The sequence below is a fragment of the Sphingomonas sp. 22176 genome (assembly GCF_052045505.1).
In the GTDB taxonomy this organism is placed as follows: domain Bacteria; phylum Pseudomonadota; class Alphaproteobacteria; order Sphingomonadales; family Sphingomonadaceae; genus Sphingomonas.
Genome location: NZ_JBQEPL010000002.1, coordinates 665562 through 688181 on the forward strand (window position 1 = coordinate 665562; position 22620 = coordinate 688181).

17 protein-coding genes are annotated in these 22620 nt (G+C 64.0%); 7 read left to right on the top strand and 10 right to left on the bottom strand.

Annotated elements, in window-relative coordinates:
- The first annotated feature begins 61 nt into the window (after positions 1 to 61).
- The 4 genes from ACTJKY_RS10915 (at position 62) to ACTJKY_RS10930 (ending at position 4541) form a co-directional block, all read left to right on the top strand.
- On the top strand, positions 62 to 1969 hold the full coding sequence (locus tag ACTJKY_RS10915) for a CocE/NonD family hydrolase (RefSeq protein ID WP_440846023.1): 1908 nt from the start codon (positions 62 to 64) through the stop codon (positions 1967 to 1969).
- A 192-nt stretch (positions 1970 to 2161) separates the two neighbouring features.
- Positions 2162 to 2719 (top strand): hypothetical protein, encoded by a 558-nt coding sequence (locus ACTJKY_RS10920; RefSeq protein WP_440846024.1) that lies wholly within the window; start codon positions 2162 to 2164, stop codon positions 2717 to 2719.
- A gap of 48 nt (positions 2720 to 2767) precedes the next feature.
- On the top strand, positions 2768 to 3367 hold the full coding sequence (locus tag ACTJKY_RS10925) for a hypothetical protein (RefSeq protein WP_440846025.1): 600 nt from the start codon (positions 2768 to 2770) through the stop codon (positions 3365 to 3367).
- Positions 3368 to 3758: 391 nt separating this feature from the next.
- Positions 3759 to 4541 carry a hypothetical protein gene (locus tag ACTJKY_RS10930; RefSeq protein ID WP_440846026.1) on the top strand — a complete coding sequence of 261 codons (783 nt, stop codon included), beginning with the start codon at positions 3759 to 3761 and terminating at the stop codon, positions 4539 to 4541.
- A gap of 83 nt (positions 4542 to 4624) precedes the next feature.
- On the opposite strand, the gene rplL is transcribed toward ACTJKY_RS10930, so the two are convergent.
- Positions 4625 to 5002, bottom strand: coding sequence for a 50S ribosomal protein L7/L12 (gene rplL, locus ACTJKY_RS10935; RefSeq protein ID WP_084580284.1), 378 nt, complete (start codon positions 5000 to 5002; stop codon positions 4625 to 4627).
- Positions 5003 to 5060: 58 nt separating this feature from the next.
- Positions 5061 to 5576, bottom strand: coding sequence for a 50S ribosomal protein L10 (gene rplJ, locus ACTJKY_RS10940; RefSeq protein WP_440846027.1), 516 nt, complete (start codon positions 5574 to 5576; stop codon positions 5061 to 5063).
- Between the two features lie 671 nt (positions 5577 to 6247).
- Here rplJ and ACTJKY_RS10945 point away from each other — a divergent pair.
- Positions 6248 to 7003: a hypothetical protein gene (locus tag ACTJKY_RS10945; protein ID WP_440846028.1), complete on the top strand. Its 756-nt coding sequence runs from the start codon at positions 6248 to 6250 to the stop codon at positions 7001 to 7003.
- 3 nt (positions 7004 to 7006) lie between these two features.
- Here the strand turns inward: ACTJKY_RS10945 and ACTJKY_RS10950 are convergent, their stop codons facing one another.
- Positions 7007 to 10054 carry an HD domain-containing protein gene (locus ACTJKY_RS10950; RefSeq protein ID WP_440846029.1) on the bottom strand — a complete coding sequence of 1016 codons (3048 nt, stop codon included), beginning with the start codon at positions 10052 to 10054 and terminating at the stop codon, positions 7007 to 7009.
- Between the two features lie 529 nt (positions 10055 to 10583).
- Between ACTJKY_RS10950 and ACTJKY_RS10955 the strand changes: the two genes are divergently transcribed.
- Entirely contained in the window at positions 10584 to 13460 is a 2877-nt protein-coding gene (locus ACTJKY_RS10955) for a TonB-dependent receptor domain-containing protein (RefSeq protein ID WP_440846031.1), read from the top strand.
- A 77-nt stretch (positions 13461 to 13537) separates the two neighbouring features.
- On the opposite strand, the gene ACTJKY_RS10960 is transcribed toward ACTJKY_RS10955, so the two are convergent.
- Positions 13538 to 15940: a TonB-dependent receptor gene (locus tag ACTJKY_RS10960; RefSeq protein WP_440846032.1), complete on the bottom strand. Its 2403-nt coding sequence runs from the start codon at positions 15938 to 15940 to the stop codon at positions 13538 to 13540.
- 108 nt (positions 15941 to 16048) lie between these two features.
- On the opposite strand from ACTJKY_RS10960, the gene ACTJKY_RS10965 reads away from it, so the two are divergent.
- On the top strand, positions 16049 to 16375 hold the full coding sequence (locus tag ACTJKY_RS10965) for a hypothetical protein (protein ID WP_440846033.1): 327 nt from the start codon (positions 16049 to 16051) through the stop codon (positions 16373 to 16375).
- 477 nt (positions 16376 to 16852) lie between these two features.
- Here the strand turns inward: ACTJKY_RS10965 and ACTJKY_RS10970 are convergent, their stop codons facing one another.
- From ACTJKY_RS10970 to ACTJKY_RS10995, 6 genes are all read right to left on the bottom strand, one after another.
- Entirely contained in the window at positions 16853 to 17242 is a 390-nt protein-coding gene (locus tag ACTJKY_RS10970) for a winged helix-turn-helix domain-containing protein (RefSeq protein WP_440846034.1), read from the bottom strand.
- 18 nt (positions 17243 to 17260) lie between these two features.
- Positions 17261 to 18274: an anion permease gene (locus ACTJKY_RS10975; RefSeq protein ID WP_440846035.1), complete on the bottom strand. Its 1014-nt coding sequence runs from the start codon at positions 18272 to 18274 to the stop codon at positions 17261 to 17263.
- 6 nt (positions 18275 to 18280) lie between these two features.
- Positions 18281 to 19381 (bottom strand): DUF47 family protein, encoded by a 1101-nt coding sequence (locus ACTJKY_RS10980; protein WP_440846036.1) that lies wholly within the window; start codon positions 19379 to 19381, stop codon positions 18281 to 18283.
- A 124-nt stretch (positions 19382 to 19505) separates the two neighbouring features.
- Positions 19506 to 20144, bottom strand: coding sequence for a hypothetical protein (locus tag ACTJKY_RS10985; protein WP_440846037.1), 639 nt, complete (start codon positions 20142 to 20144; stop codon positions 19506 to 19508).
- A 9-nt stretch (positions 20145 to 20153) separates the two neighbouring features.
- Positions 20154 to 21929 carry a LysM peptidoglycan-binding domain-containing protein gene (locus tag ACTJKY_RS10990; RefSeq protein ID WP_440846038.1) on the bottom strand — a complete coding sequence of 592 codons (1776 nt, stop codon included), beginning with the start codon at positions 21927 to 21929 and terminating at the stop codon, positions 20154 to 20156.
- Positions 21930 to 22076: 147 nt separating this feature from the next.
- A complete protein-coding gene (locus ACTJKY_RS10995) occupies positions 22077 to 22400 on the bottom strand; it encodes a hypothetical protein (protein ID WP_440846039.1) in 324 nt (107 codons plus the stop codon).
- Between the last annotated feature and the right edge of the window lie 220 nt (positions 22401 to 22620).

Sequence of the window (22620 nt, forward strand, 5' to 3'; positions counted from 1 at the left end):
CGCTTCCCATCGCGCCGAGGTAACACTATCACCCCAGCCTTCGGTTCTCTGGGGAGACACTATGCAGTTTCGTAACTTCGTCCTCGCCGCCCTCGCGACGACCGCGCTGATCCCGGCCGCCCAGGCCCAACAGGCCCAGCCGTTCAACGACATTCCGGCAAAGTTCGTGCTCCCGGAAGGCTCGAAGGACTATATCCGCCGCGAGGTGATGGTGCCGATGCGCGACGGCACCAAACTGTTCACGACGATCGTGATCCCCAAGGGCGCCAAGAACGCGCCGATCCTGCTCACCCGCACGCCGTACGACGCCTACAACCGCGTCCGCCGCACCGACAGCAACAAGATGCTCTCGGTGCTGGCCCAAGGCGACGAGGTGTTCACCCAGGCCGGCTATATCCGCGTCTTCCAGGACATCCGCGGCAAATATCGCTCCGAAGGCGACTTCGTCGTCACCCGCCCACCGGTGGGCCCGCTGAATCCCACCAAGGTCGACGACACCACCGATGCCTGGGATACGATCGACTGGCTGGTGAAGAACCTGCCGGAATCGAACGGCAAGGTCGGCATGCTCGGCTCGTCTTATGAAGGCTGGACGGTGGTGATGGCACTGCTCCACCCGCATCCGGCGCTCAAGGTCGCAGCACCCGAAAGCCCGATGATCGACGGCTGGATGGGCGACGACTGGTTCCACCACGGCGCGTTCCGCCTGCCCAATATCGGCTGGATCTCGGGCATCACCGGCTACAAGGCCGGCGGCCCGACGCCGCCCAATGGCGGCTGGGACGATTACGATACCTTCCGCAAGGTCGGCTCGGCGGGCGACTGGGCCAAGCAGTACGGCTATGACCAGCTGCCCTTCTGGCAGAAGCTCAGCCAGCATGTGTCCTACGACGCCTTCTGGCAGGGCCAGGCGCTCGACAAGATCCTCGCCGCCAATCCTTCCAACGTGCCGACGCTGTGGGAGCAGGGCCTGTGGGATCACGAGGACATGTACGGTGCGATCCACGCCTGGGAGGAGCTGCAGAAGACCCCGCAGGCGACCAACAATTTCCTGCTGATGGGCCCGTGGCGCCATTCGGGCTTCAACTATAACGGCTCGAAGCTGGGCGAGCTGAACTTCGACGGCGACACCGCGCTCCAGGCGCGCCGCGACATCCTGCTGCCCTTCTTCAACGCGCATCTGAAGGACGGCTCGCCGGCCTACACCCCGCCGGTGGCGAGCATCTACAACACCGGCGAGAACCACTGGGACTTCCTGAACAAGTGGCCGCTGGGTGCGCAGCTTGCGCCGCTCTACCTCGGTGCGGGCGAGGCCGCCGGCTTCGACAAGCCCGGAGCAGGGGAGGACAGCTATGTCTCCGATCCCGCCAAGCCCGTTCCCTATCTGCCGCGTCCGATCAACTTCAACGACGGCCGCTGGGGCACCTACCTCGTCACCGACCAGCGCTTCGTCGACGGCCGCCAGGACGTGCTGACCTACGCCACGCCGGTGCTGACGGCACCGGTGCGGCTGTCGGGCACGCCGTTGGCGGACATCTTCGCAAAGACGACCGGCACGGACGGCGACTTCGTGGTGAAGGTGATCGACGTCTATCCGGACGAGATCGCCACCACCAAGGAGATGGGCGGCTTCCAGTTGCCGATCGCGATGGACATTTTCCGCGGTCGCTACCGCAACTCGTTCGAGCATCCCTCGGCGATTCCGGCGGGCAAGGTGCAGGAATACAAGTTCCGCCTGCCGGTGGTGAACCACACCTTCCTGCCCGGCCACCGCATCATGGTGCAGGTCCAGTCGACCCTGTTCCCGGTCTATGATCGCAACCCGCAGAAGTATGTGGAGAACATCTTCTTCGCCAAGCCGGGCGATTACCAGAAGGCGACCGTGACGATCCTGTACGGCGGCAAGCAGTCCAGCTCGGTGCTGCTGCCGGTGGTGCCGGTCGACCAGAGCGCCGCAAAGGCGCGCTGATGTGCGGGCCCGCTTTCGCGCATGCGAAGGCGGGCCTTGCCTCGGTTTACAGCGGAATACGGATAAGTACGTAGGGTTAAGTAAAAATCCGGGAGCGTGTTCTGCGCATCTGCATCATTCTTTAAGCTTATTCGGGTTGAGTCGACTCCGGAACAAGCAGCTACGCCATCGCTGTGTTTCGGGAGCAGGGCCATGAACGTCGCGGCTATTCGAGGCTATCTTCGCGAGACGATAGAGTTCTTCGTCTACTTCGTGTTCATGACCGGAATCGGCGCGGCGATGTACGTGCTGGTCAATTATGCGCCCCAGGCTAACTCCGATTGGTACATCAACACCTGCATCGGCATGGCGCTGTTCAGCGGCATCTATGCCGTGCGGATGTTCCGCCGGTATAAGCGCGCCATGCGGCGCCTGGCGATGCTGCCGGACGACCTGATCGTCGAACTCGCGCAGATGACCGAGGAGGAGCGGCGCACGCTCCGCTGGTCCGAGCGAATCGCGGCCGAGCGGCTGGAGGCACGTGGCGGGGATGCCGAGCGGGTGCGCCTGCTCGAACGGCTCGAAGCGTTGGAGCGCGCCTATCGCGAGCGCTGCGCGGCGCTGGGGATCGACCCGGATGAGGAGGGCGGTGAGTTCACCATCGATCCCAACATGACGGTCGAGGCGATCCGCGAGCGCATCGCCGATCGCATGATGAAGAAGGAACTGGACGACGAGGAGGACGAGCGCCCCCCCATTTTCCGGAGCTGAGCCGCGATCGTTTCACCTTCGGTTAGGATTCGTTAACGCGCTTGCTTCATGGTGCAGCGCCGAAGCGTGGCGGTGGTGCGTGGGATGCGCGCCGCGGTGCCGTCGATGGGGATTGCGTTCATGAAGTCCGATGTCGTTCGACACTATCTCATGATGTCGTTGGAGTTCGGCGCTTATTGCGCGCTGATGACGCTGATCAGCTATCTCATGGTGTTGTTGGTGCTGCGTGCGCCGCAGCCGAACAGCGGAATCTATATCGGCGTGGGGCTGCTCACTGCGCTGCTCACCGGACTGCATGCCCGCAAGATGTTCCGCCTGTATCGCATCGCCCTGCTGCGGATCCAGAACCGTGGGCCCAGGGGCAAGAAGCAGACACCCGCCCGACACTGGTCGGACCGTATCGCGGCGGAAGAGACGCTGGCGCGCCACGACCGTGCGCGCAAGCAGGCAACGGGCGAACCGGCATCTCCCGAACTCGAGGCCATCCGGCTGCGGATTGCTGAGCGCATGGCGCGCGAGGATCGCGAACGGGAGGAACAGGCGCGGGAGGACCGCGACCGCATGGAACGTGAGCGTATCGACCGGATGGAGCGCGCCCGCTCCGAGCGCATCCGCAACGAATCGCGCGCTTCCCGCCACAAGAGCTGAGCGGCCCGGCGACGGCGCCGAACGGATCGTCGCGCAAGGCCGCCTGCGGTCCGGCGAGTGCAGCCACGGTTCAGCTTTGCCGGGTCAATGCTGATGCGTGATCAGGGGTCGGCATTGCGCAGCATTGGGATTGATGGCGTTGGGCGCGGCCGCTGCGCCGGCCCGGGCGCAGGACGCCCCGTCCGCTGATCCTACGCCGCAGACGATCCCGGGCGTGTTGCCGGAGCGATTTCGTCTGTCGGGTGCGCCGACCCCAACTCCGACGCCTCCCTCGTCCCCTTCGTCAGCGCCGACTCCCCTGGTGCAGCCGGTGATCGTCCCCACGGGCGCACCGGCCGAGAAGGCTTCGGCGCCCCGTCCTGCGCCAAAGCCCGCACCCACGCCAAGGTCTGTGACCACACCGTCTCCGCACGCGACCAACACGGCACCAGCGGCCACACCACCCGCCCCGAAACCCACGCCGTCGGTGACCGCCTCGCCGCAGCAGGCGGCGCCGGCGCCCTCCGACGAACGGCTTGCCTGGTCCTGGTTCGCTGTGGGCCTGGTCGGTATCGCCGCAGTGGCGGGGGCGAGCTGGTGGCGCTGGGGCCGGGGGCACGCAATGCCCGAACCCGCTCCGCCGATACCGGTAGAACCGGCCACGCGCACCGCGCCGCTGGCCAAGCCGCCGGTGCCGCGTGCGGCGATCACCGAACCGCTCGAGGTTCAAGTCGTTACCGCCACGGTCGCCTTCCTGGCGGATGCGGTGGTGTTCGACCTGGAGTTAGACGTCGTCAACGCGCAGGCCCAGTCGGCCGAGGGGCTGCGTCCGGCCCTCGCGCTGATCAGTGCCAGCACGGCGCAGGACCAATGGCGCCAAGCCTTCCATTCCGGGCCTCCCGGTCAGAACCCGGGCGCGCCGGTCGATCTCGCGCCGGGCGCCCGGCTGCACGTCCCCGCCCGGCTTACGTTGGCGCGAGAGCAGGTGCACGTTGTGACGCATGCCGGCAGGCCCATGTTCGTCGCGATGCTGCTCTGCGACCTGCGCTGGCGTGGCGGGCTGAGTGTCCACCGCTTCGGTGCCGATTTCCTGCTAGGCACGCCGGGGCAGGGCGCCCGGCCCGGTCCGATCTGGCTGGATCGGCCGGCACCTTCGGCGCTGGCCGCGATCCGCTATCTTCCGCCGCAATCCTGAAGACTGCCACAAATGAAAAGAGGCGGCCCGTTGCCGGACCGCCTCCTTCCAATATCCAAGCCTTGAAACAGGCTGGGAAGTGCTTACTTGATCTCGACGGTCGCGCCAGCTTCTTCCAGCTGCTTCTTGATCTTCTCGGCTTCGTCCTTCGACACGCCTTCCTTGACCGGCTTCGGAGCGCCTTCGACCAGCGCCTTTGCTTCGGTGAGGCCGAGGCTGGTGATGGCGCGGACTTCCTTGATGACGTTGATCTTCTTGCCACCGTCGCCGGTGAGGATCACGTCGAACTCGGTCTGCTCTTCAGCAGCCGGGGCAGCGGCGCCACCAGCGGCCGGGCCGGCAACGGCGACGGCAGCGGCGGCCGAAACGCCCCACTTCTCTTCGAGCAGCTTCGAGAGCTCAGCGGCCTCGAGCACGGTCAGGGCGGAAAGCTGGTCGACGATTGCGTTAAGGTCAGCCATGATAAACTCCAATCAGTTCAATAGTTTCGGGATAATAAAGGTCGCTCGAAGCCGAAGCTCAGGCAGCCTGCTTTTCGCTGTACGCCGCAAGCACGCGGGCGATCTGCGCCGCCGGTGCCTGGGTGATGGTGGCGAGCTTGGTCGCGGGTGCCACGATGAGCCCCACGAGCTTGCCGCGCAGCTCGTCCAGCGACGGCAGCGAGGCGAGTGCCTGCACGCCAGCCGCATCCAGCAGCACATTGCCCATCGCGCCGCCGACGATTTCGAGCTTGTCGTTCGTCTTGGCGAACTCCGCGACGACCTTGGCCGCAGCCACGGGATCGACGGAGGTGGACAGTGCCGTCGGACCCGTCAGCAGGTCCGCGAGCACCGCATAATCGGTGCCCTGGGTGGCAATCTTGGCGAGCTTGTTCTTCGAGACCTTATAGGTCGCGCCGGCTGCACGCATCTTGTTGCGCAGGTCCGTCGACTGCTTGACGGTCATGCCGAGATTGCGGGTGACAACCACCACGCCAACCTCGTTGAAGGTGCGGTTCAGCTCGGCAACGGCGTCGGCCTTCTGGGTACGATCCATGCCGGTCTCCTCATACATGAGGCTGCCCATTCCCCGCACGAAGCGGACAAGGGGGCAACCCCGGTTCACGACCCGCGCGCGAACGCGGGCCAGGCGCAATTTGTCCGAGGGGAAGGATCGTCACGAGGCCGGGGCTTTAGTCCCTGGGGCGTGACCCGGAACGCTTGGGCCGCCCGCGCATCCGCGCTAGAGGCCGGCCAAGCCGCCGGTAAATTCTGTCCCCGTCTAGGCGAGTTTATCAAGACCGGCAAAACCCGGTCCCTCGCTGTCTCGGACGGATTCCTTCCGAAGAAGGAGCGCGCCCAATAGCGGATTCGGCCGCCAAGTCAAGGGCGGGGCGGGGGCTTGCGATCCTCCCCTGCAAGGGGAGGTGGCAGGCCGCAGGCCTGACGGAGGGGTGTCCCCGCTGGAATGGCGGACCTCCCTGTCGGGGCGAACGCCTCGACTCAAGATCCTCCCCTGCAAGGGGAGGTGGCAGGCCGCAGGCCTGACGGAGGGGTGTCCACGCGCGTGGGGCGGACCTCCCTTCGACCGGCGACACCCCTCCACCACCGCCTTCGGCGGCGGTCCCCCTCCCCCTCCGGGGGAGGATCTGAAGGCTGCCCTTGCAGAACAAAAACGGAACACCCATCTCCCCGCCGACCAACCGGGGCAACAGGGAGGGCACGGCCATGCGCGGCACCAGGAGCGATCGCACGCGGGAGAATACCCGCTTCCTCAAGGCGCTGCGCCGCACCGCCAACGTCACGCTCGCCGCCGAGGAGGCGGGGCAGACGCGCAAGACCTTCCAGAAGCGCCGCGCGCGCAACCCCGATTTCGCCGCGCACTGGGATGCGGCGCTCAGCTTCGCCCAGGCGCAGCTCGCCGCGAGCGCGCGCACCGCCACCCCCGAGGGTGAGGCCGCGCGCACCGGCGGCGGCGAGTATAGCGTGCGCGCCTCACGCGGCCGCATGGTGCAGGTGCGCCGCGCCCCCAAGGGGGTGCTGACCACCGAGGGCGAGCGCCGCTTCCTCGCCCATCTCGCCGCCACCGCCAATGTGCGGCTGTCGGCAGCGGCAACCGGCATCGGCTGGAACGCCATCTATGCCCGGCGCCGGCGCTCGGCGGAATTTGCCCGGGCGATGGAGGCGGCGCTGGCCGAGGGCTATGAGCGGCTCGAACTCGCGCTGCTCGACAATGCGCTGCGCTCGCTGGACCCGACCGGCGAGGACCTGGGCGCGTGGCGCGAGACCGTCGACGAGACCGACCCGCTCACCCTGATGACCCCGCGCGAGGCGCTGCTGCTGCTCGGCTATCGCCGCCCGGAGATCGTCGAGGGGCGGCCCCATAGCGGCTTCGGCGTGCCGCGCATCCCCCGCGAGCAGGCGCTGGCGCGGCTGTCGCGGGAGCTGGACCGGGTGGAGCGGCGGTTGCAGCGGGATGGGTGAGATTTAGCGAGGCCCATTCCGTTCAACTGACGCGAATGTGCTATGCTCATCAATTGTCGGGCACTCTTCTGTAATTTCTTTTTTTGAGTACGCCGCGCGGTCAAGGCGAACGATGCTTGCGTCTTCGTTATATTTCGAGCAGTCAATTACACCTAATGGAACATCATCAATTTGGGCCAAGGTAAAGATAGCCCGTAATTCGTCTTGCTTGTTCTCTTGCATCCACTGCCACGGTCTTTCAGACCATTGTGCGGCATTAACAACAAACTTAATTGCATCCTCAGCGGATCGGGAGCCAGCTTCCAAATGTTTAATCACGTCATTCAAGTGCGAGCTGTGTGAGCTGTGGTTATTGTAAGATGATGAGCGTTTAGTAAACTCATGGTCCGCGTTGAATAGAGTCTTTCCGGGTAAAAGTGCACAGAATAGATGCGATAAATCCGACGGGAACGTTGTCGTATTTCCACTTACCTTATCATTGATCATCCTCATATCAGAAATTGAGTCCCAGGTTACACCAAGCATCTGTCTCGTCATGGAGCCGGACTGTACTACCAAGCGCCCGCCGCAATAGAGATGATGGAGGGCGAAATTTAGACTCTCATCGTCTAAATATACCGGCATTGCCTCGGCACGGTCGTCCATCATCTTCATATGTTGGTTAGCCCATGTGTGAAATGAAAGACGGCCCACGGAGATGATAGGCTGATCTAACAATGCGCATCTCGCCAACTTTGAACCGAAGGGTCGGACGACCCAGGCTGGTTGCTCCCTCAAGACCTGCTGCATCCGTGATGGTGGTATAAACGCGTAAGCGACATTCAGCTCATTGAACAAAGATTGATTATGGTCATTTAGAAAATTTAGCCACGCGTCAATTCTAAAAGATTTCATAAACTGGAACGTATCTGTATCTAATTTGCCGATAATTTTCGACCTATCTGCCATGACAGCAAAATGGGACCGTAAATCTAAATCAAACAGACAATCGTCGATTCTTATTAAATTATCGACAGAGATGCCGTGGAGTGATGTGCGATTATCAATTGTAGGATGCTTGAAGCAGTGTTCTCTCCACAAAAACTCAAGATTATTATCTATAGACTCCACGAAAATATTCGAGTTGTGCCCGAAAAAGTCAAAGGAAGGAATCGAGCATCTGAGCACGCCCTTTCCATCTGGAAGTTGTCTTTCTTGCGCGGGTGTCCAATTAATGGTCGCTCGCGACTGAGCTATCATAGCCTCTTTAAATCGAATTACGTCACTCTGCAGTGCGACCTCTTCGCGAATTAATAAACTATCGCCAATTGCGCCTTCTTCAAACATTGAAAACGTCAGATAATTATCATGGGAATTGGCTTCCTCGGCCCAGCCAGGGCCAATGTGAATCTGAGAAACTTTATCAAATTCTCTTCTAAGTACTAATCTGCACGGCAGCCATCTAAAGGTAGACCTAATATACTCTTCTAGCTTACTGTAGAAATGATTTGCGTCTTTGCCTATTACTTCGGGTTTAAGTTCTAAGGTTACGCTTGTTCCACGACTAGACCGAGAATCGGACGTAAGTTCACCGAAGCCATCGACGCCAGAAATTGTGAATTGCCACGACGCAACATCAGGATCTCCAGCTTCTTGGCTACGTCTGGTTGAAATTGAAAGAGAGTCGGCCAGCATAAAATAGCTTAGAACGCCGATTCCGAACCTGCCTGTGCGTTCTACGGCGAAACCGCGTTCTTGTGCTGCTCGTTCAAGCCGTCGAGATTCGCCTCGTATGCCGGATCCAGAAATCAATAGATGCCGTTCTATTATGGCCCTTGTCATGCCGGTACCGTTGTCTTCGCATTTTAGAAAAATGCGATCGCCATCTTTAGTTAAAGATACAGTTACATGATGAAGGTTGGCCAGGCTCTGGATAGCATTTGGTTCCATCGGATCGGTAAATTGCAAGCGTGTATACGCGATTTGCTCCCGAACGGCATCCAGTGCGTTCTGGATTAGCTCCCGGACGGCTGATAGATTGCTTTCATAAAGCGCGGTTCCCGAGAGAGTTGCGAGCAGCTTCTGCGTGTCGGGGCGGAAGCTTCCATCGATGTAGGTGAAGCGCCCAGGAATTTCTCGAATATCCGACACTAGCCGGCTTGGCCATGGCCAGTCATATGATGATCGGTGCGCTTCCGAAATTACGCCACTAGCAAATAGATTTTCTTGCTGAAGAGTAGCCGCTAACGCTAATTCGTTATCTACCCACTCTGCGGTTTGAAGGACTGCTTTATGTATTGCGGCGTTCGGTGTTTGTGCGGAAAAGAATAGGCGCTTTGACGCGTGATCTATATTGAAAGAGATCGAGTGATCTTTGTACCAATATATACGACTCGATGGTGCTATATTTCTATTGCGCAGTATTACTGATGGCGTGCGCTCTGGAGCGAATTCTAAAATATCTGATACCCGCAATATTGCTGCTAGATATCTTAAGTTAACTGGAGAGGCTGGGGACCCTACGTATTTGGTGGAAAATTTATCTTGCCGGAGTTGCACTAAGCCTTCATGATGACTACGGCAAAGTGTTACTAGATCGTGTATCCACCCTGCATATAGGGAAACGTTCAGATCGGCAACTTGATCCCTGATAAATTCCTCGCTCCAGTCGTTGTGCTTGCTTCTAGCGTAGTACGCGATAGCTTCATCAGCTATCTTTATGCCAGATAGGCTAACTCGATTCACTTCCACCGGGGCAGTTATGCCGGAGCGGTTGGTGTCGAGCCAAGATTGGAATTGGTTCTGCTCTACAGATGAGAGAAGATTTCTTTCTGCTGTAAGTAACCAATCGTAATGATTCTTTACTTTGTCTCGGCGCGGGGACATGCCGATGTCATGACAATACGACGCCAATAGAAGCATGGATAGTTCAATTGCCGACAGTCCGTCTGCGCCTTCGGAAATTAATTCGTAGCCAGTCTCTGCTACGCGGAAACCATGCTGATCGTCGTGCAAAGTAAAATCTAAAGACGCCGGTGCTGCGGAACGGAGTACGGTTTCGACTACCGGCATCACCGTCCTTAAGACATGCAATTCGTTTTCAGTACCGACCCGATTGATTAACGACCGTACGATTTTGGTGTCGTCCCAATTGCCCATTGCTACGCCGAAACCTCCCAATAGATAGTTTTAGAGCTAAACCTTTCCACTTATCCCACTCAATATGGAGTCGTAAATTCCCTTAGAATGAAAAACGGAAAACCATAATGTGACGGCACTGAGTGGCACAACCTGCTTGGAAACTGCAAAATGGCTTTCGCAGCAAGAATCGTTTCCTGTGGGACTCCACAGCTTTGGCCCCCCAAAGTGCGCCGCGCGAAATGCTAAACGAAGCGTGGCTCGCGAGGCGGGTGGCTAATGGTAGATGAGCACCCAGCAGTGGATCAAGGTTCGGCGCTGGCGTGTCCCGGCAGCAACACAATTTCAATCTTTGTCAAAGGTGCGCAATCACCCCCTTGCCAACCCCACTCCGTGCGTCAGTTTTGTTGCAAACAGACCGAGAGGGTGTCGCACGGAAACGGCTTGGATCGAGGGGACAAACATGCACGCATCGTACCGACGTACCACCTGCAGTCTCGCCGCACTCGCGCTCGCCATGGGGATGGCAGCGACGCCCGCCTTCGCGCAGGATAGCGCCGCCGGCGCCTCCGCCGATGCCGGCACCCAGGGCGAGATCGTCGTCACCGGCTCGCGCATCCGCCGCGATCCGCTCGCCGACGAAAGCCCGGTGGTGCGCATCGACCAGTCCAGCGTCGCGCGGACCGGCCTGTCCTCGATCGCCGATGTGCTCCAGCGGATCCCCAGCGCCAGCGGCGGGCTGAACAGCAAGGTCAACAACAGCGGCAATCTCGGCAACCCGCCCGACGGCGGCGGCGTCGGCGCGGGCTCGGCGGAGATCGACCTGCGCTATCTCAGCTCGAAGCGCACGCTCGTGCTGGTCGACGGGATCCGCTATGTGCCGGGCACCAGCGGCAGCGGCATTCCCGCCACGGTCGACCTCAACACCATCCCCGGCAACATGATCGACCGGGTCGAGGTGCTGCAGTCGGGTGCCTCGTCGCTCTACGGCTCGGACGCGATCGCCGGGGTGGTCAACATCATCACCGTCGCGCAGCAGGTGGGCCTGCGCGCCTCGGCGCAGTTCGGCACCTTCCGGCAGGGCGACGGCCACACCCAGGATTATGCGCTCAGCTACGGCATCAAGGGGCCGACGACGAACTTCGTGTTCGGCGGCACCTATGTGAAGCAGGAGGCGGTGCGCTCGGGCGATCGCGCGATCTCGCTGTTCCCCAATCCGGGGCAGGGGGCGTGCACCGATCCGGTGGGCGGGTGCAGCAGCGCGGCGGTGAACGGGCGCTTCGATACCCGCACCAATGCCGGGCCGCTGCCGGGGCTCGCCTTCGGCAACTTCACCATCGCCAATCCGCCCAACAGCAGCCCGACGCTGGCCAATCTGCGGCCCTTCACCGCGGCGGACCGGTTCAACTTCGCGCCCTACAACTATATCCTCACGCCGTCGGAGCGGTACGGCGCGTGGTTCAGCTTCAAGCAGCAGTTCAGCCCGGTGGTGAACCTGCACGTGAAGGCGGCGTACAACCGGCGCAACTCGCAGAACCAGGCGGCGTTCGAGCCGCTGTTCATCGGCCCCGATGCGGGCAACGGCGCGGGCAGCCTGTTCGACACCATGTCGGTGGATGCGACCAACCCGTATAATCCTTTCGGCGTGACGCTGCAGGGTTCGGGGCCGAACAAGAATTACAGCTTCCTCGCGCGCCGCGTGGTCGAGGCCGGGCAGCGTACCTTCGACCAGCATGTCGATACCTTCACCGGCTCGGCGACGCTCGACGGTTCGTTCCAGGTCGGTGCGCACAAATGGTATTGGGACGCGACCGCCGCGTTCGGCGTGAACGACGCGCACCAGAGCTTCACCGGCAACCTGCGCGCGGACCGGGTGGCGCGGGCGCTGGGGCCGATCGCGCAGTGCACCGGCGACTGCGTGCCGCTCAACCTGTTCGGCGGCGCGGGGACGATCACCCCGGCGATGCTCAACTATATCGGCTTCACCGAGAAGGATAAGAGCAACCAGCAGCTCTTCGACTATACCGCCAACCTCAGCGGCGATCTGGTCGACCTGCCGGCGGGGCCGATCGGCTTCGCGCTGGGCTATGAGCATCGCGTCCAGTTCGGCAGCTTCACGCCCGATCCGATCATCGCCGCGGGCCTGGGGGCGGACATTCCGTCCAAGCCGTCGGCCGGGCGCTACCATTCCAACGAGGTTTACGGCGAGCTGCGCGTGCCGCTGCTCAAGGACAAGCCCTTCTTCAACTCGCTGGAGGTGAACGGATCGGTGCGGCATGCCGACTATTCGATCAGCGGGGGGAGCACCACCTATACCGGCATCGGGCTGTGGAAGCCGGTGGCCGACCTGCTGCTGCGCGGGTCCTACGCGACCGGCTTCCGCGCGCCGAGCCTGGGCGAGCTGTTCGGCGATCGCTCGCGCTTCGACCTTCCAGCGAACGATCCCTGCACCAGCGCCGCGGGCGGCCTGTTCCAGACCAACGCGACGGTCCGCGCCAACTGCATCGCCAACGGCGTGCCGGCCAATGGCAGCTATGCCGAGGACCAGGGCGGGCAGCTGCCGGTGCTCACCCGCGGCAACCGCAACCTGAAGCCGGAAAAGTCGCGCAGCCTGTTGTTCGGCGGCGTCTATTCGCCCGCCTGGGCGCGGTCGAGCAGCTTCGCCAGCGCGCTCAGCCTGGAAGTGAACTACTACCAGATCAAGGTGACCAACGCGATCGCCGCGCTGGATGCCAATGTGAAGCTCAACAACTGCGCGCTGCTTGGCGATGCGAGCGCCTGTTCGCAGGTGATCCGGACCGGCAATGGCATCATCAACGAGATCGATGCCACGCTCGACAATCTCGACAGCATCAAGACGCGCGGGATCGACGCGACCTTCCGCTACCGTTCGCCCGAGACGGGCTTCGGTTCGTTCGGTCTCGCCGCCAACGCGACCTGGCTGCTGAAGTACACGCTGGCCGCCTCGAACGGCGCCGTGGTGATCGAGCGGGCGGGCACCGAGCGGGGCAGCCCCGACCAGGCCTTCCCCAAGTTCAAGGGCAACGGCACGATCGACTGGTCGCTGGGCGGCATCGCGGCGTCCTTCACCGGCCGCTACATCAGCGGCGTGACCGAGAATGGCGGCGCGGACCGGATGGGCAGCCGCTTCTACGGCGACGTCCAGCTCGCCTTCTCGCCGGCCTGGATGGACCACCGCACCTCGCTGACCCTCGGCGTCAACAACCTGTTCAACCAGGACCCGCCGGCGTGCAGCAGCTGCAGCCTGAACAATTTCGACCCGACCACCTACGACGTGCCCGGGCAGTTCGGCTACATCCGCCTCAGCTACAAGATGTAACACGCCGCTTCTGAGGAGGGGAGGAGGGGCCGGGCGCGATCCCGGCCCCTTTTTCCGCCACCCCGGCCCGATCCCGCTCACAGACGGAAGCGGATCGTCCCGCCGATCGTCCGCGGATCGCTGGGCGTGCCGACGATCAGCCCCGAATTGCCCGCCTGGATCGTCAGGTTCTGGATATAGTTCGCGTCGAACAGGTTGCGCGCGAAGACGATCAGCTCGATCCCGCTCGGCAGCCGATAGCCGATATTGGCGTTGGTCAGATTGTAGCCGTCGATCATCGTGTAGCGCGACAGGCCGGGATCGCCGTTATAGCTGCTGCGCGACGCGGTATCGACGTGCAGCATCACCTCGCCCGCGCCGAGCGCCCGCACATAATCGAGCCCCGCGCCGAAGGCGAAGCGCGGCAGCGATGCCAGCCGCTTGCCGGTGAGGCTGCACTGCGTGGTCGCCGCCGTCTGCACTTCCAGCGGGCACGGCCCTGCCGGATAGTCGGTATAGCGCCCGTCCGAATAGGCGAGATTGCCGCGTAGCGTGAGGCCGGGCAGCAGCAGCGCCGTCGCGTCCGCCTCGATCCCCTTCACCGTCACTTCCGGGATATTGGAGAGATAGCCGCGCAGCTGCACCGTCTGGGTCAGCGAATTCTCCACCACCGTCGCCTGGAAATCATGGACGCGGGTGTAGAAGCCGTCGACATTGACCAGCAGCCGCCGCCCGAAGAAGCTGTTCTTGAGGCCAAGCTCATAGGTTTCGTTGCGCTCGGGCTTCACCACGGCGGTGGCGAGCACCGGCTGGTTGGCGTTGTCGAGCGGCAGCCCCGACATGTTGATCCCCCCCGATTTGAAGCCGCGCGCATAGCTGGCATAGGCCATCGTCCCCGGCGTCATCTGCCAGGCGATGTTGCCACGGCCCGACAGGCTGCCGTCGTTATCGTGCGCGGTATAGTGTTGCGGGCGCAGCACGCCGAGCCGGGCGGCCAGCAGCGCCGCATTGCTGGTGGCGGGGCCGCCGAACACGAAGGTGTCGTAGCTGCCGTCCTTGTCTTCCTGGGTATAGCGCAGGCCGCCGGTCAGCGTCAGGTCGGGGACGATCCGCCAGTTCAGCTCGCCGAACGCGGCATAGCTCATCGTGTGAAAATCGGTGCGGCCGTCCTGGCCATAGCCGTCGAGCAGATTGGCCGGCACGGGCGTGGCGTTCGCCCCCGTGGTGGTGCCGATCAGATAGCCCGCCGCGGCGGGGCCGTAGATGCTGATCGGGCGGCCGGTGATCTTCTGCCCGAACAGGTACAGGCCGCCGACATAGGAGAGCGCCCGCGCGCCGTCCGAGGCGAGCCGCAGTTCCTGGCTAACCTGGTCCTGCCGCGAAGGAATGTGCTGCGACAGCTGCACCGGGATGCCGGTATAGTCGCGGTCGTTCTCCGCATCCCAGTTCCAGAAACGCCAGGCGCTGACCGAGGTGAGCGTCGCGAAGCCCAGATTCCAGTCGACGATGGCGCTGACGCCGCCTTCGTTGGTGTCGGTATTCAGCGGGCCGTCGATGTCTACCTTGCGGTCATAAGGATCGGTGCTGGGCGGGGCATAGCCGAACTGCGCGGCAAGGCCCTGGGGGCCGCCGAACTGGCGGTTGGCGGCGCGCAGGCTGGTGCCGGTGCGCAGATAGACCTGGGTGCAGCAATAGGCCTGGAAATTGGTGAAGTCGGCGATCAGCCGCACCTGCAACCCGTCGTTCGGCTTGTAGAGCAGCTGGCCGCGCACCGCCTGGGTGCCCAGCGTATTGGCGGCGACGCCGGTCCGCACATTGTCGAGCACCCCGTCGCGCCGGGTCGAAACACCCGAGATGCGATAGGCGAGCACGTCGGAGATCGGGCCCGAGGCCCAGCCCTTGGCCTGCACGAAATTATAGTCGCCATAGGAAAGCTCGACAAAGCCTTCGCGGGTGAAGCTGGGCGCGCGCGTGGTGATGTTGAGCGCGCCGGCGGTGGTGTTCTTGCCGAACAACGTGCCCTGCGGGCCGCGCAGTTCCTCCACCTGCGCGACATCGGCGAAGTCGAACGCGGCGGTGGCCGGGCGGGCGTGATACACCTGATCGACATAGAAGCCGACGCCCGGCTCCAGCCCGTCGTTCGACTGGCTGACCGCGACCACGCTCGATCCCAGGCCGCGGATGGTGAAGGCGGTGTTGCGCGGGTTGGCCGAGCTGTAGTTGAGGCTGGGGATCAGCGTGGTGAGCCCTTGCGTGTTCACCGTATAGCTCCGGTCGAGCAGGTCGCCGCCGACCACGGATATCGCGGCCGGCACCCGCTGGGCATCCTCGCTGCGGCGCCGCGCCGTCACCACCACTTCGGGCAAGGTATCGGTTGCGGCCTCCGATGCCTGGGGAGCGGCCGGCCGGTCGGCGGGCTGGGCGCTCGACTGTGCCCGCGCCGGCGCAGCGACGGCGACCAGGACGAGCACTCCCAGTGGAATGGTGTGGCGATTGGACATGAACGGATCCCCTGCGCGCGGGAGGATCCCCGGGCATTATGTTCGTCCGTATATCGAGACTGTATCCGGTGGAATATAAAACTCGGGTCTAGGCGCAGCAAATTCGGGATGGCTGAAACCGCCCAGTTGCAGACATTACCGACACCTGTCAGCCATCGCTGGATGGAGACGCAATCAGAAGTAGTGCAAACGGCGACCAATCAGCAGGGCGACAAGCCTCAAGAGGGCGACAGGCGTTGGAGCTTGATGCGACGTGCCGACGGCTTCTTCACGCATTACGAGGAGGCATATATCGACCTTTACGATCACGGTGGGGGTGTGGACGGATATTGGACGCGTTCTCACGCCTCCGGTCTCTTCGACGATGTCGAGGCGGCAATGGAAGATGCGCTTGGATCACTGACGTGGCTTGATGAACGACTGAGCGCGGGTTGAATGACCGCTCTCCTACCATTTTCCGCCATGGCGGCTCCCGCCCCACTTGCAGACATTGCCAAGGTGTCCAAACTCCGGCGATGGGCCTAATATTCGCACTGTCTCTGCTCGCGCTGCTTCCGGGCGGCTATACGGCTGCACTCTTGCAGGACCATGAAATCAGCTATGGAGCCGCAGTGACCTTCTCCGAGGGCGAATGCTGGTTCTGGACAGGGGATGCTGGTCTCACAGCGGTCGAATTCCAGAGCGACCTCGCAAGCCGATTTGATCGGCGAGGCACTATTATCATTTCCCACATCGCAAGCACTCCAACTCGATGCGTCGAGACTGCCCGTCGTTCGGCGGCTCGTGCCGGGTTCAAGCGCATAAAGACCGAGGTGCGGGTTGATGCCGGTCCAATCGGACCATCCGTGAACGGCAGCTAACCACCCATTTTCAGACATCCAGGCACGCTGTCAAAAGCGTCCATCGATGCGTTCAGGATGTAGCGTCTCCGGTGTCCGGTGCGCGGGGCGACGTCCGCAGATGCGCGCGGAGGCGGGCATAGGCGGGGCGCTCGGCGATCGCCGCTGCCTCGCGCTCCATCTCGCGATAGGCATCCAGTACCGCCAGCCCGGTCTCGGTCACGCGGGCGCCGCGCTCCAGGCCGCCGCCGCGCAGCGTCTCCACCAGCGGCGGATCGAAACAGCGGTTCATCTCGTCGACCAGCAGCCAGGCGCGGCGATAGCTCATCCCCATGCCGCGCGCGGCGGCCGAGATCGAACCCTGGGCGGCAATCGCATCGAGCAGATCGGCCTTGCCCGGGCCGAGCGCGAGCGCCTCGCCACAGGCGATCTGCAGCTTGAGCCAGAGCGGGCCGATCTTCATGCTGCTCGCCGTTCCGCCTCAGAACAGCCGGGTCAGGGCGTAGAACAGCGCGCCCACCGCCGCCGAGGCGGGGATGGTGATCACCCAGGCGACGACCACGTTGCTCGCCACGCCCCAGCGCACTGCGGACGCACGCCTGGCGGTGCCCGCGCCGATGATCGCGCCGGTGATGGTGTGGGTGGTCGATACCGGTATGCCCAGCCAGGAGGCGCCGAACAGGATGATCGATCCGCCCATCGAGGCGCTGAACCCCTGGTGCTGCGACAGCTTGGTAATCCGCGAGCCCATGGTCTCGATGATCTTCCAGCCGCCGCTCAGCGTGCCCAGCGCGATCGCAACATAGCAGCTGATCGCCACCCAGTGCGGCACCTCGAAAGCGCCGTGGAGATAGCCAGTCGAATAGAGCAGCACGGTGATGATGCCCATCGTCTTCTGCGCGTCGTTGAGGCCGTGGCTCAGCGAATAGGCGCCCGACGAGATCAGGTGCAGCACCCGGAAGCTGCGCTCCGCCCGGTTCGTCGACGCCCGGCGGAACAGCCAGCTGGTCAGCAGCATGATCGCCATCGCCAGGATCATACCCAGCGTCGGCGAGAGCACGATGGCGATCAGCGTCTTGTTGAGGCCGGTCCACTGGATGCCCTCGAACCCGGCATGCGCCACGCCCGCGCCGACCATCCCGCCGACCAGCGCGTGGCTCGACGAGGAGGGGATGCCCTTCATCCAGGTGACGACGTTCCAGAACATCGCGCCGACCAGCGCGCCGAACACCACGGCGGGCGTCACCAGATTCTGGTCGATCAGCCCCTTGCCGATCGTCTCCGCCACCTTGTGCATGCTGGGGAAGGCGATGGTGACGAAATAGGCGGCGAAGTTGAAGAAGGCCGCGAAGGCGACGGCATGGACCGGCTTGAGCAGCCGCGTGGCGACCACCGTGGCGATCGCGTTCGCCGCATCGTGCAGGCCATTGAGGAAATCGAACGCCAGCGCGACCAGGATCAACCCGATGAGCAGCGGCAGGGCAAGTTCGTGCATGATGGATCAGGCGTGATCGATGACGAGGCCGTCGATCTCGTTCGCGACATCCTCGAACGCGTCGACGATCCGCTCGAGATGCTTGTACAGCTCGCGCATCACCGCGAACTGCAGCGGATCCTGCGGGCCCAGTTCCTTGTAGGCGCGCTTGAGGCCGGCGGCGTGGATGTCGTCGGCATGGCTTTCCATGCGGACGAGGCGCTCGGTCAGCTCGTGCAGCCGGGCGCCGTTCTTGGCGACATCGCGCAGCAGCGGCATCGCCTCCACCGTGAGGCGGGCGGCATCGACGACGATGCCGGCCATGTCCTTCATCTCGGGCTCGAAATGGCGGATCTCGTAGAGGTCGATCGCGCGCACCGTCGCCTGCATCTCGTCGATCGCATCGTCCATCGATCCGATCAGCGCGGTGATCGCGCCGCGATCGAAGGGCGTGAGGAAGGTGACGCGCACCGTCTGCAGCACCTGGCGGGTAATCTCGTCGGCGTCATGCTCGCGCTCGATCACTTCGCGGATATGGTCGGGCCCGCCGTCCTGCAGCAGCCGCGCCAGCGCATCGGCGCCGGCGACGACCGTGGCGGCATGCGCCTCGAACATCTCGAAGAAATTGCCCGATTTGGGCAACAGGCGTTGGAACCACGCGAACATGCGATTGACCTTTGATGTTTGGATGACGGTGCCGAGCACCCCCATGCGCCGGGTTGCGGCGCGAAATTCCTCTGGCCCGAACGAGCGGATCAGCTCACGCAGATCGGGCTCGTCGACGGCCTCTGCCGCTTCGGCCAGCCCGAACCAGCGGCGCTGGCGCTGGCCCTGTTCCTTCCAGCTATCGAGCTCGCGGGTGACCGAGAAGGGAAAGACCTCGACATCGGCCATCACCGAGGCGCCGTTGCCGCGCGTCTTGCGATAGCGATAGGCGCCGAGCGGGGTGGGGCAGATCACGCCCTGCACGCCCGCTTCTTCCTCGGCCTCCAGCACCGCGGCGGCGTGCGCGCTGAGCCCGGCGCCGGGATTGCCCTTGGGAATCACCCAGCGCCCGGTCCCCCGCGAGGTGATCAGCAGCACCTGGGTGGACGCATCGGCGCCTGAGCCGAGGGTACGATAGGGCAAGGCGGCGATCTGGCGAATGGCGAGCGGCTCCGTGGGTAAGGACGCGCGCGGTGTTACAAGCTTGGCCGGCGATGGCAAGCGGGGAGGGGGATGTGCGCGCGCGCGCGCTGTGCCGTACCGGGTGTCAATGCACGCGTTCGGCGAGCACCATCCGCTTGTCGAACCACTGGAACGCCATCTGCCCTCCCATCGGCAGCACCAGCCCGAACCATTTCCCGCTGGGATCGCTCGCCACCGCCCAATGGCCTTCGTCGCAGCCGAGGTGCCTGGCCTTGCCGGCGTCGCCGGGGACCCCCCAGGCCTTCAGCGCCGCAGCCAGCGTGCCTCGCGCGCTGTCCGGCCGCGGCGTGGCGGCGGCGCTCAGATAGGGGCCGGTGCAGACGTCGCTATGGTCGAACTGCCCATTGTCCGGCCCGTCCCAGCGGATCGTGCCCGACGCGTCGCTGTTGCCGGTGACGGTGAAGCCGGACCCGATCATGCCCATCTCGTCCTCAAGCGGGTCCTGGTTGCCGGGATTGTACACCTTGATCACCCGCCATTTGCCGAGGATCTGGCACGGGCTCTCCGGGGCGCCAGGATCGCATTCGGCAGCGACCGCCGCTGGGGGCGTGTCCGACGGGACGGTCGCCGCCGCGGGGATGGGCGTCCCCGGCTGGCTGTCGTTGGCAGCGGCGGCGACCGAAGGCTGGCGCGCCCCGGCGCCGTCGCTGTTCGCCGCGCCGCAGGCCGCGAGCAACAGCAGGGGAGCCAAGGCGAGACGCATGCGAAGTCCTTAGTTGCCAGCGTTCACGAGCACATAGCTAAACGATGACTGGCGGCCAAGGCCGGCGAGCAGCGCGTTGAAGTCGCTCGGCCGCAGCGTCTGGCAGCCCGCCGACCCGGTCCCGTTGTTGCCGCCCTGGTGGATCAGCATCGAGCGGCCCGCGCCGCGGCGGTCGAGCGTGTCGGCGCCGGTGAAGCGGCCGTCATGGTTGCTGTCGCGCAGCGCCGTCTGGGTCTCGGTCGCGCGGAAGAAGCGGTTGCCGGCGAAGGTGCCCGCCTGCAGCTCGTAGCGATAATTGCCCTCGACCAGCCGGCCCAGTTCCTTGCGACCGTCGCCATTGACGTCGGCGCCGTAGCCGCGTGCCGCATAGACGCCCGCCGGCTCGGTATTGCCCTGGAAGACCTCCGCGCGGTAGCTGCCGTCGGCCTGGCGCGAGACCAGGGCGATCGTGTCATCATATGCGCCGCGGCCGCCGCCGGCCTGCAGCGACGAGTCATGGCGCACCGCCACCAGCACCTTGCGACCCGCCGCGAGATCGGCCTGGGCCTGCGCATCGCCCGAGCGGGCGATGATGTTGGCGAAGTCCGCGCCTGTGGCGGGCGCGCCGGCCGCCTCGCCCGCCACCCGCGTCGTGTCGCCTGCGCGGGCGGGCGCCGAACGATCGAACAGGGCGAGCGCCTCGCGCTGCTCGTTGGGATAGCGTTCCTGGGTGATCGAGCGCAGCTGGCTCGCCTCGGCGGGCGTGTAGTTCCCGCTGGCGGCGAGCCCCTGCAGATAGCTGGTGCGCTCGGCATAGATGTTGGAGACCAGCGCGCGGTCATAGCCCGGCGAGGCGCGCCCGACTTCGCGATCGGTGCGCTGGATCGCCGCCTGGAGCAGCTGCGGCGCGCGGGCGTGCTGCACCGCGCTCGACCAGGTCGCCTGCTGCACGGCGACGTGGCGCGTGCCGAGATCGAGGCCGGTCGCCGCGCGGACCTTGCTGACTGCGGGCGCATAATGGGTCCGCTCGATAAACGCGTGCTGCGCGTCGCGGAAGCCCTGCGGATCGCGCGCCGCGATCGCCCGCCACTGCTGGTTGAACGCCTTCGTGCCGATGTTCGGCCCCAGCTCCGCCGACCAGCGCGCGCCTTCATGGCGCAGGAACGCCTGGAGCGTGCCGGCCTTGGACGACAGCTGGTAGACCCCGTAGGAGACGCCACCCGGATCGCCCGCGCCGTTGGAGACGGTGCCCGGGCCGCGACCGCCGCTCTCGTAGCGTTCGGAAACGCTGCCGAGACGTACCGGTGCGCCGCTGGGGCGCGCCGCCTGGCCGGTGGTCCGAGGCTGCGCGACCGCGGCCGCCGCGCTGCCGCCGAGGCGGAGGGTCTGGCCCGGCTGAATGCGGTTGGGATTGTCGATGCCGTTGATCCGCGCCAGCGTCGCGACGTCGGTACCGGCGCGCGCGGCAATGCCCGACAGCGTCTCGCCGCGCTGCACAGTGTGCGTGGCGGCGACGGCGGCACTGCCCGGCAGGCGCAGCGTCTGGTTCGCGGCGATACGGTCCGGATTGCTGATCCCGTTGATCCGCGCGAGCGTCTGCCAGTCGGTGCCGAACGCCTCGGCAATGCTGGACAGCGTGTCGCCCTGCCGGACCGTATAGCTCGGCGGCGGCACCAACCGGTCGAGCGGGGAGCCGCCCGCCATCAGACGATCCAGGGGGTGCGTTCCCGTGTCGGTCGCGGGGAGCGGCGGCGCGCTGTGCGCTCCGTCGGTGCCGGTACGCGTGGTGGCTGTGGCTTGCAGCATGCTCGGACCTACTCTTCCAGTCTGCGGAAGCCCCCCGATACAATGCGGCGCGCGGGCGCCCCATCAACGAATCGATTAGGGCGGGGACGCGTAAACCGCTGCTGCCCGTGATGCGTCGGAATGTCCGAGATTGGTGGGAAGCTGCCGTTAGAACTGCTGGATGACAACGCCACTGGTTCGTCCGGCGCAAACGTCGTCCGCTGAATCCGAATGACCGATCAAGACCGGTTGACCCTGATGCCAGAGAACCTTGGCACCCCTTCCGTCGGCAACTGTAATCTTGGCTATCTGGGCGCCACCTTTCATGGAGACAATCCAGCTACGCGCGGGGATTGTTTCGACAATCTCGAAATCTGGCTCGTTGGTTTTGAGGACATCAAGCTTGACGGTCGAGCAGTTCCAGACTCGCTGGCTGATGCGGTCACAACCCGCAAGCGACAGCGACAAGATCAGTAGGAGCAGCACGCGCATGACCGGATCGTGCCACTGATAGCAAATGTCCGCTACTGGGCGTTAGCGGACCTTAACACGTCAAGCCGGCGTCGCTCTATCGCAGGCATTTCACCAAGCCCCACCGACCCGGCACGACCATCGCGGGTAGTTGTTCGCCGCCCCGACACGCGAGGCCCGAGCGCATGCAGCCACGGGTGACACACCTATGAAATGGTTAATGATTTCCTCGCGCATTCTA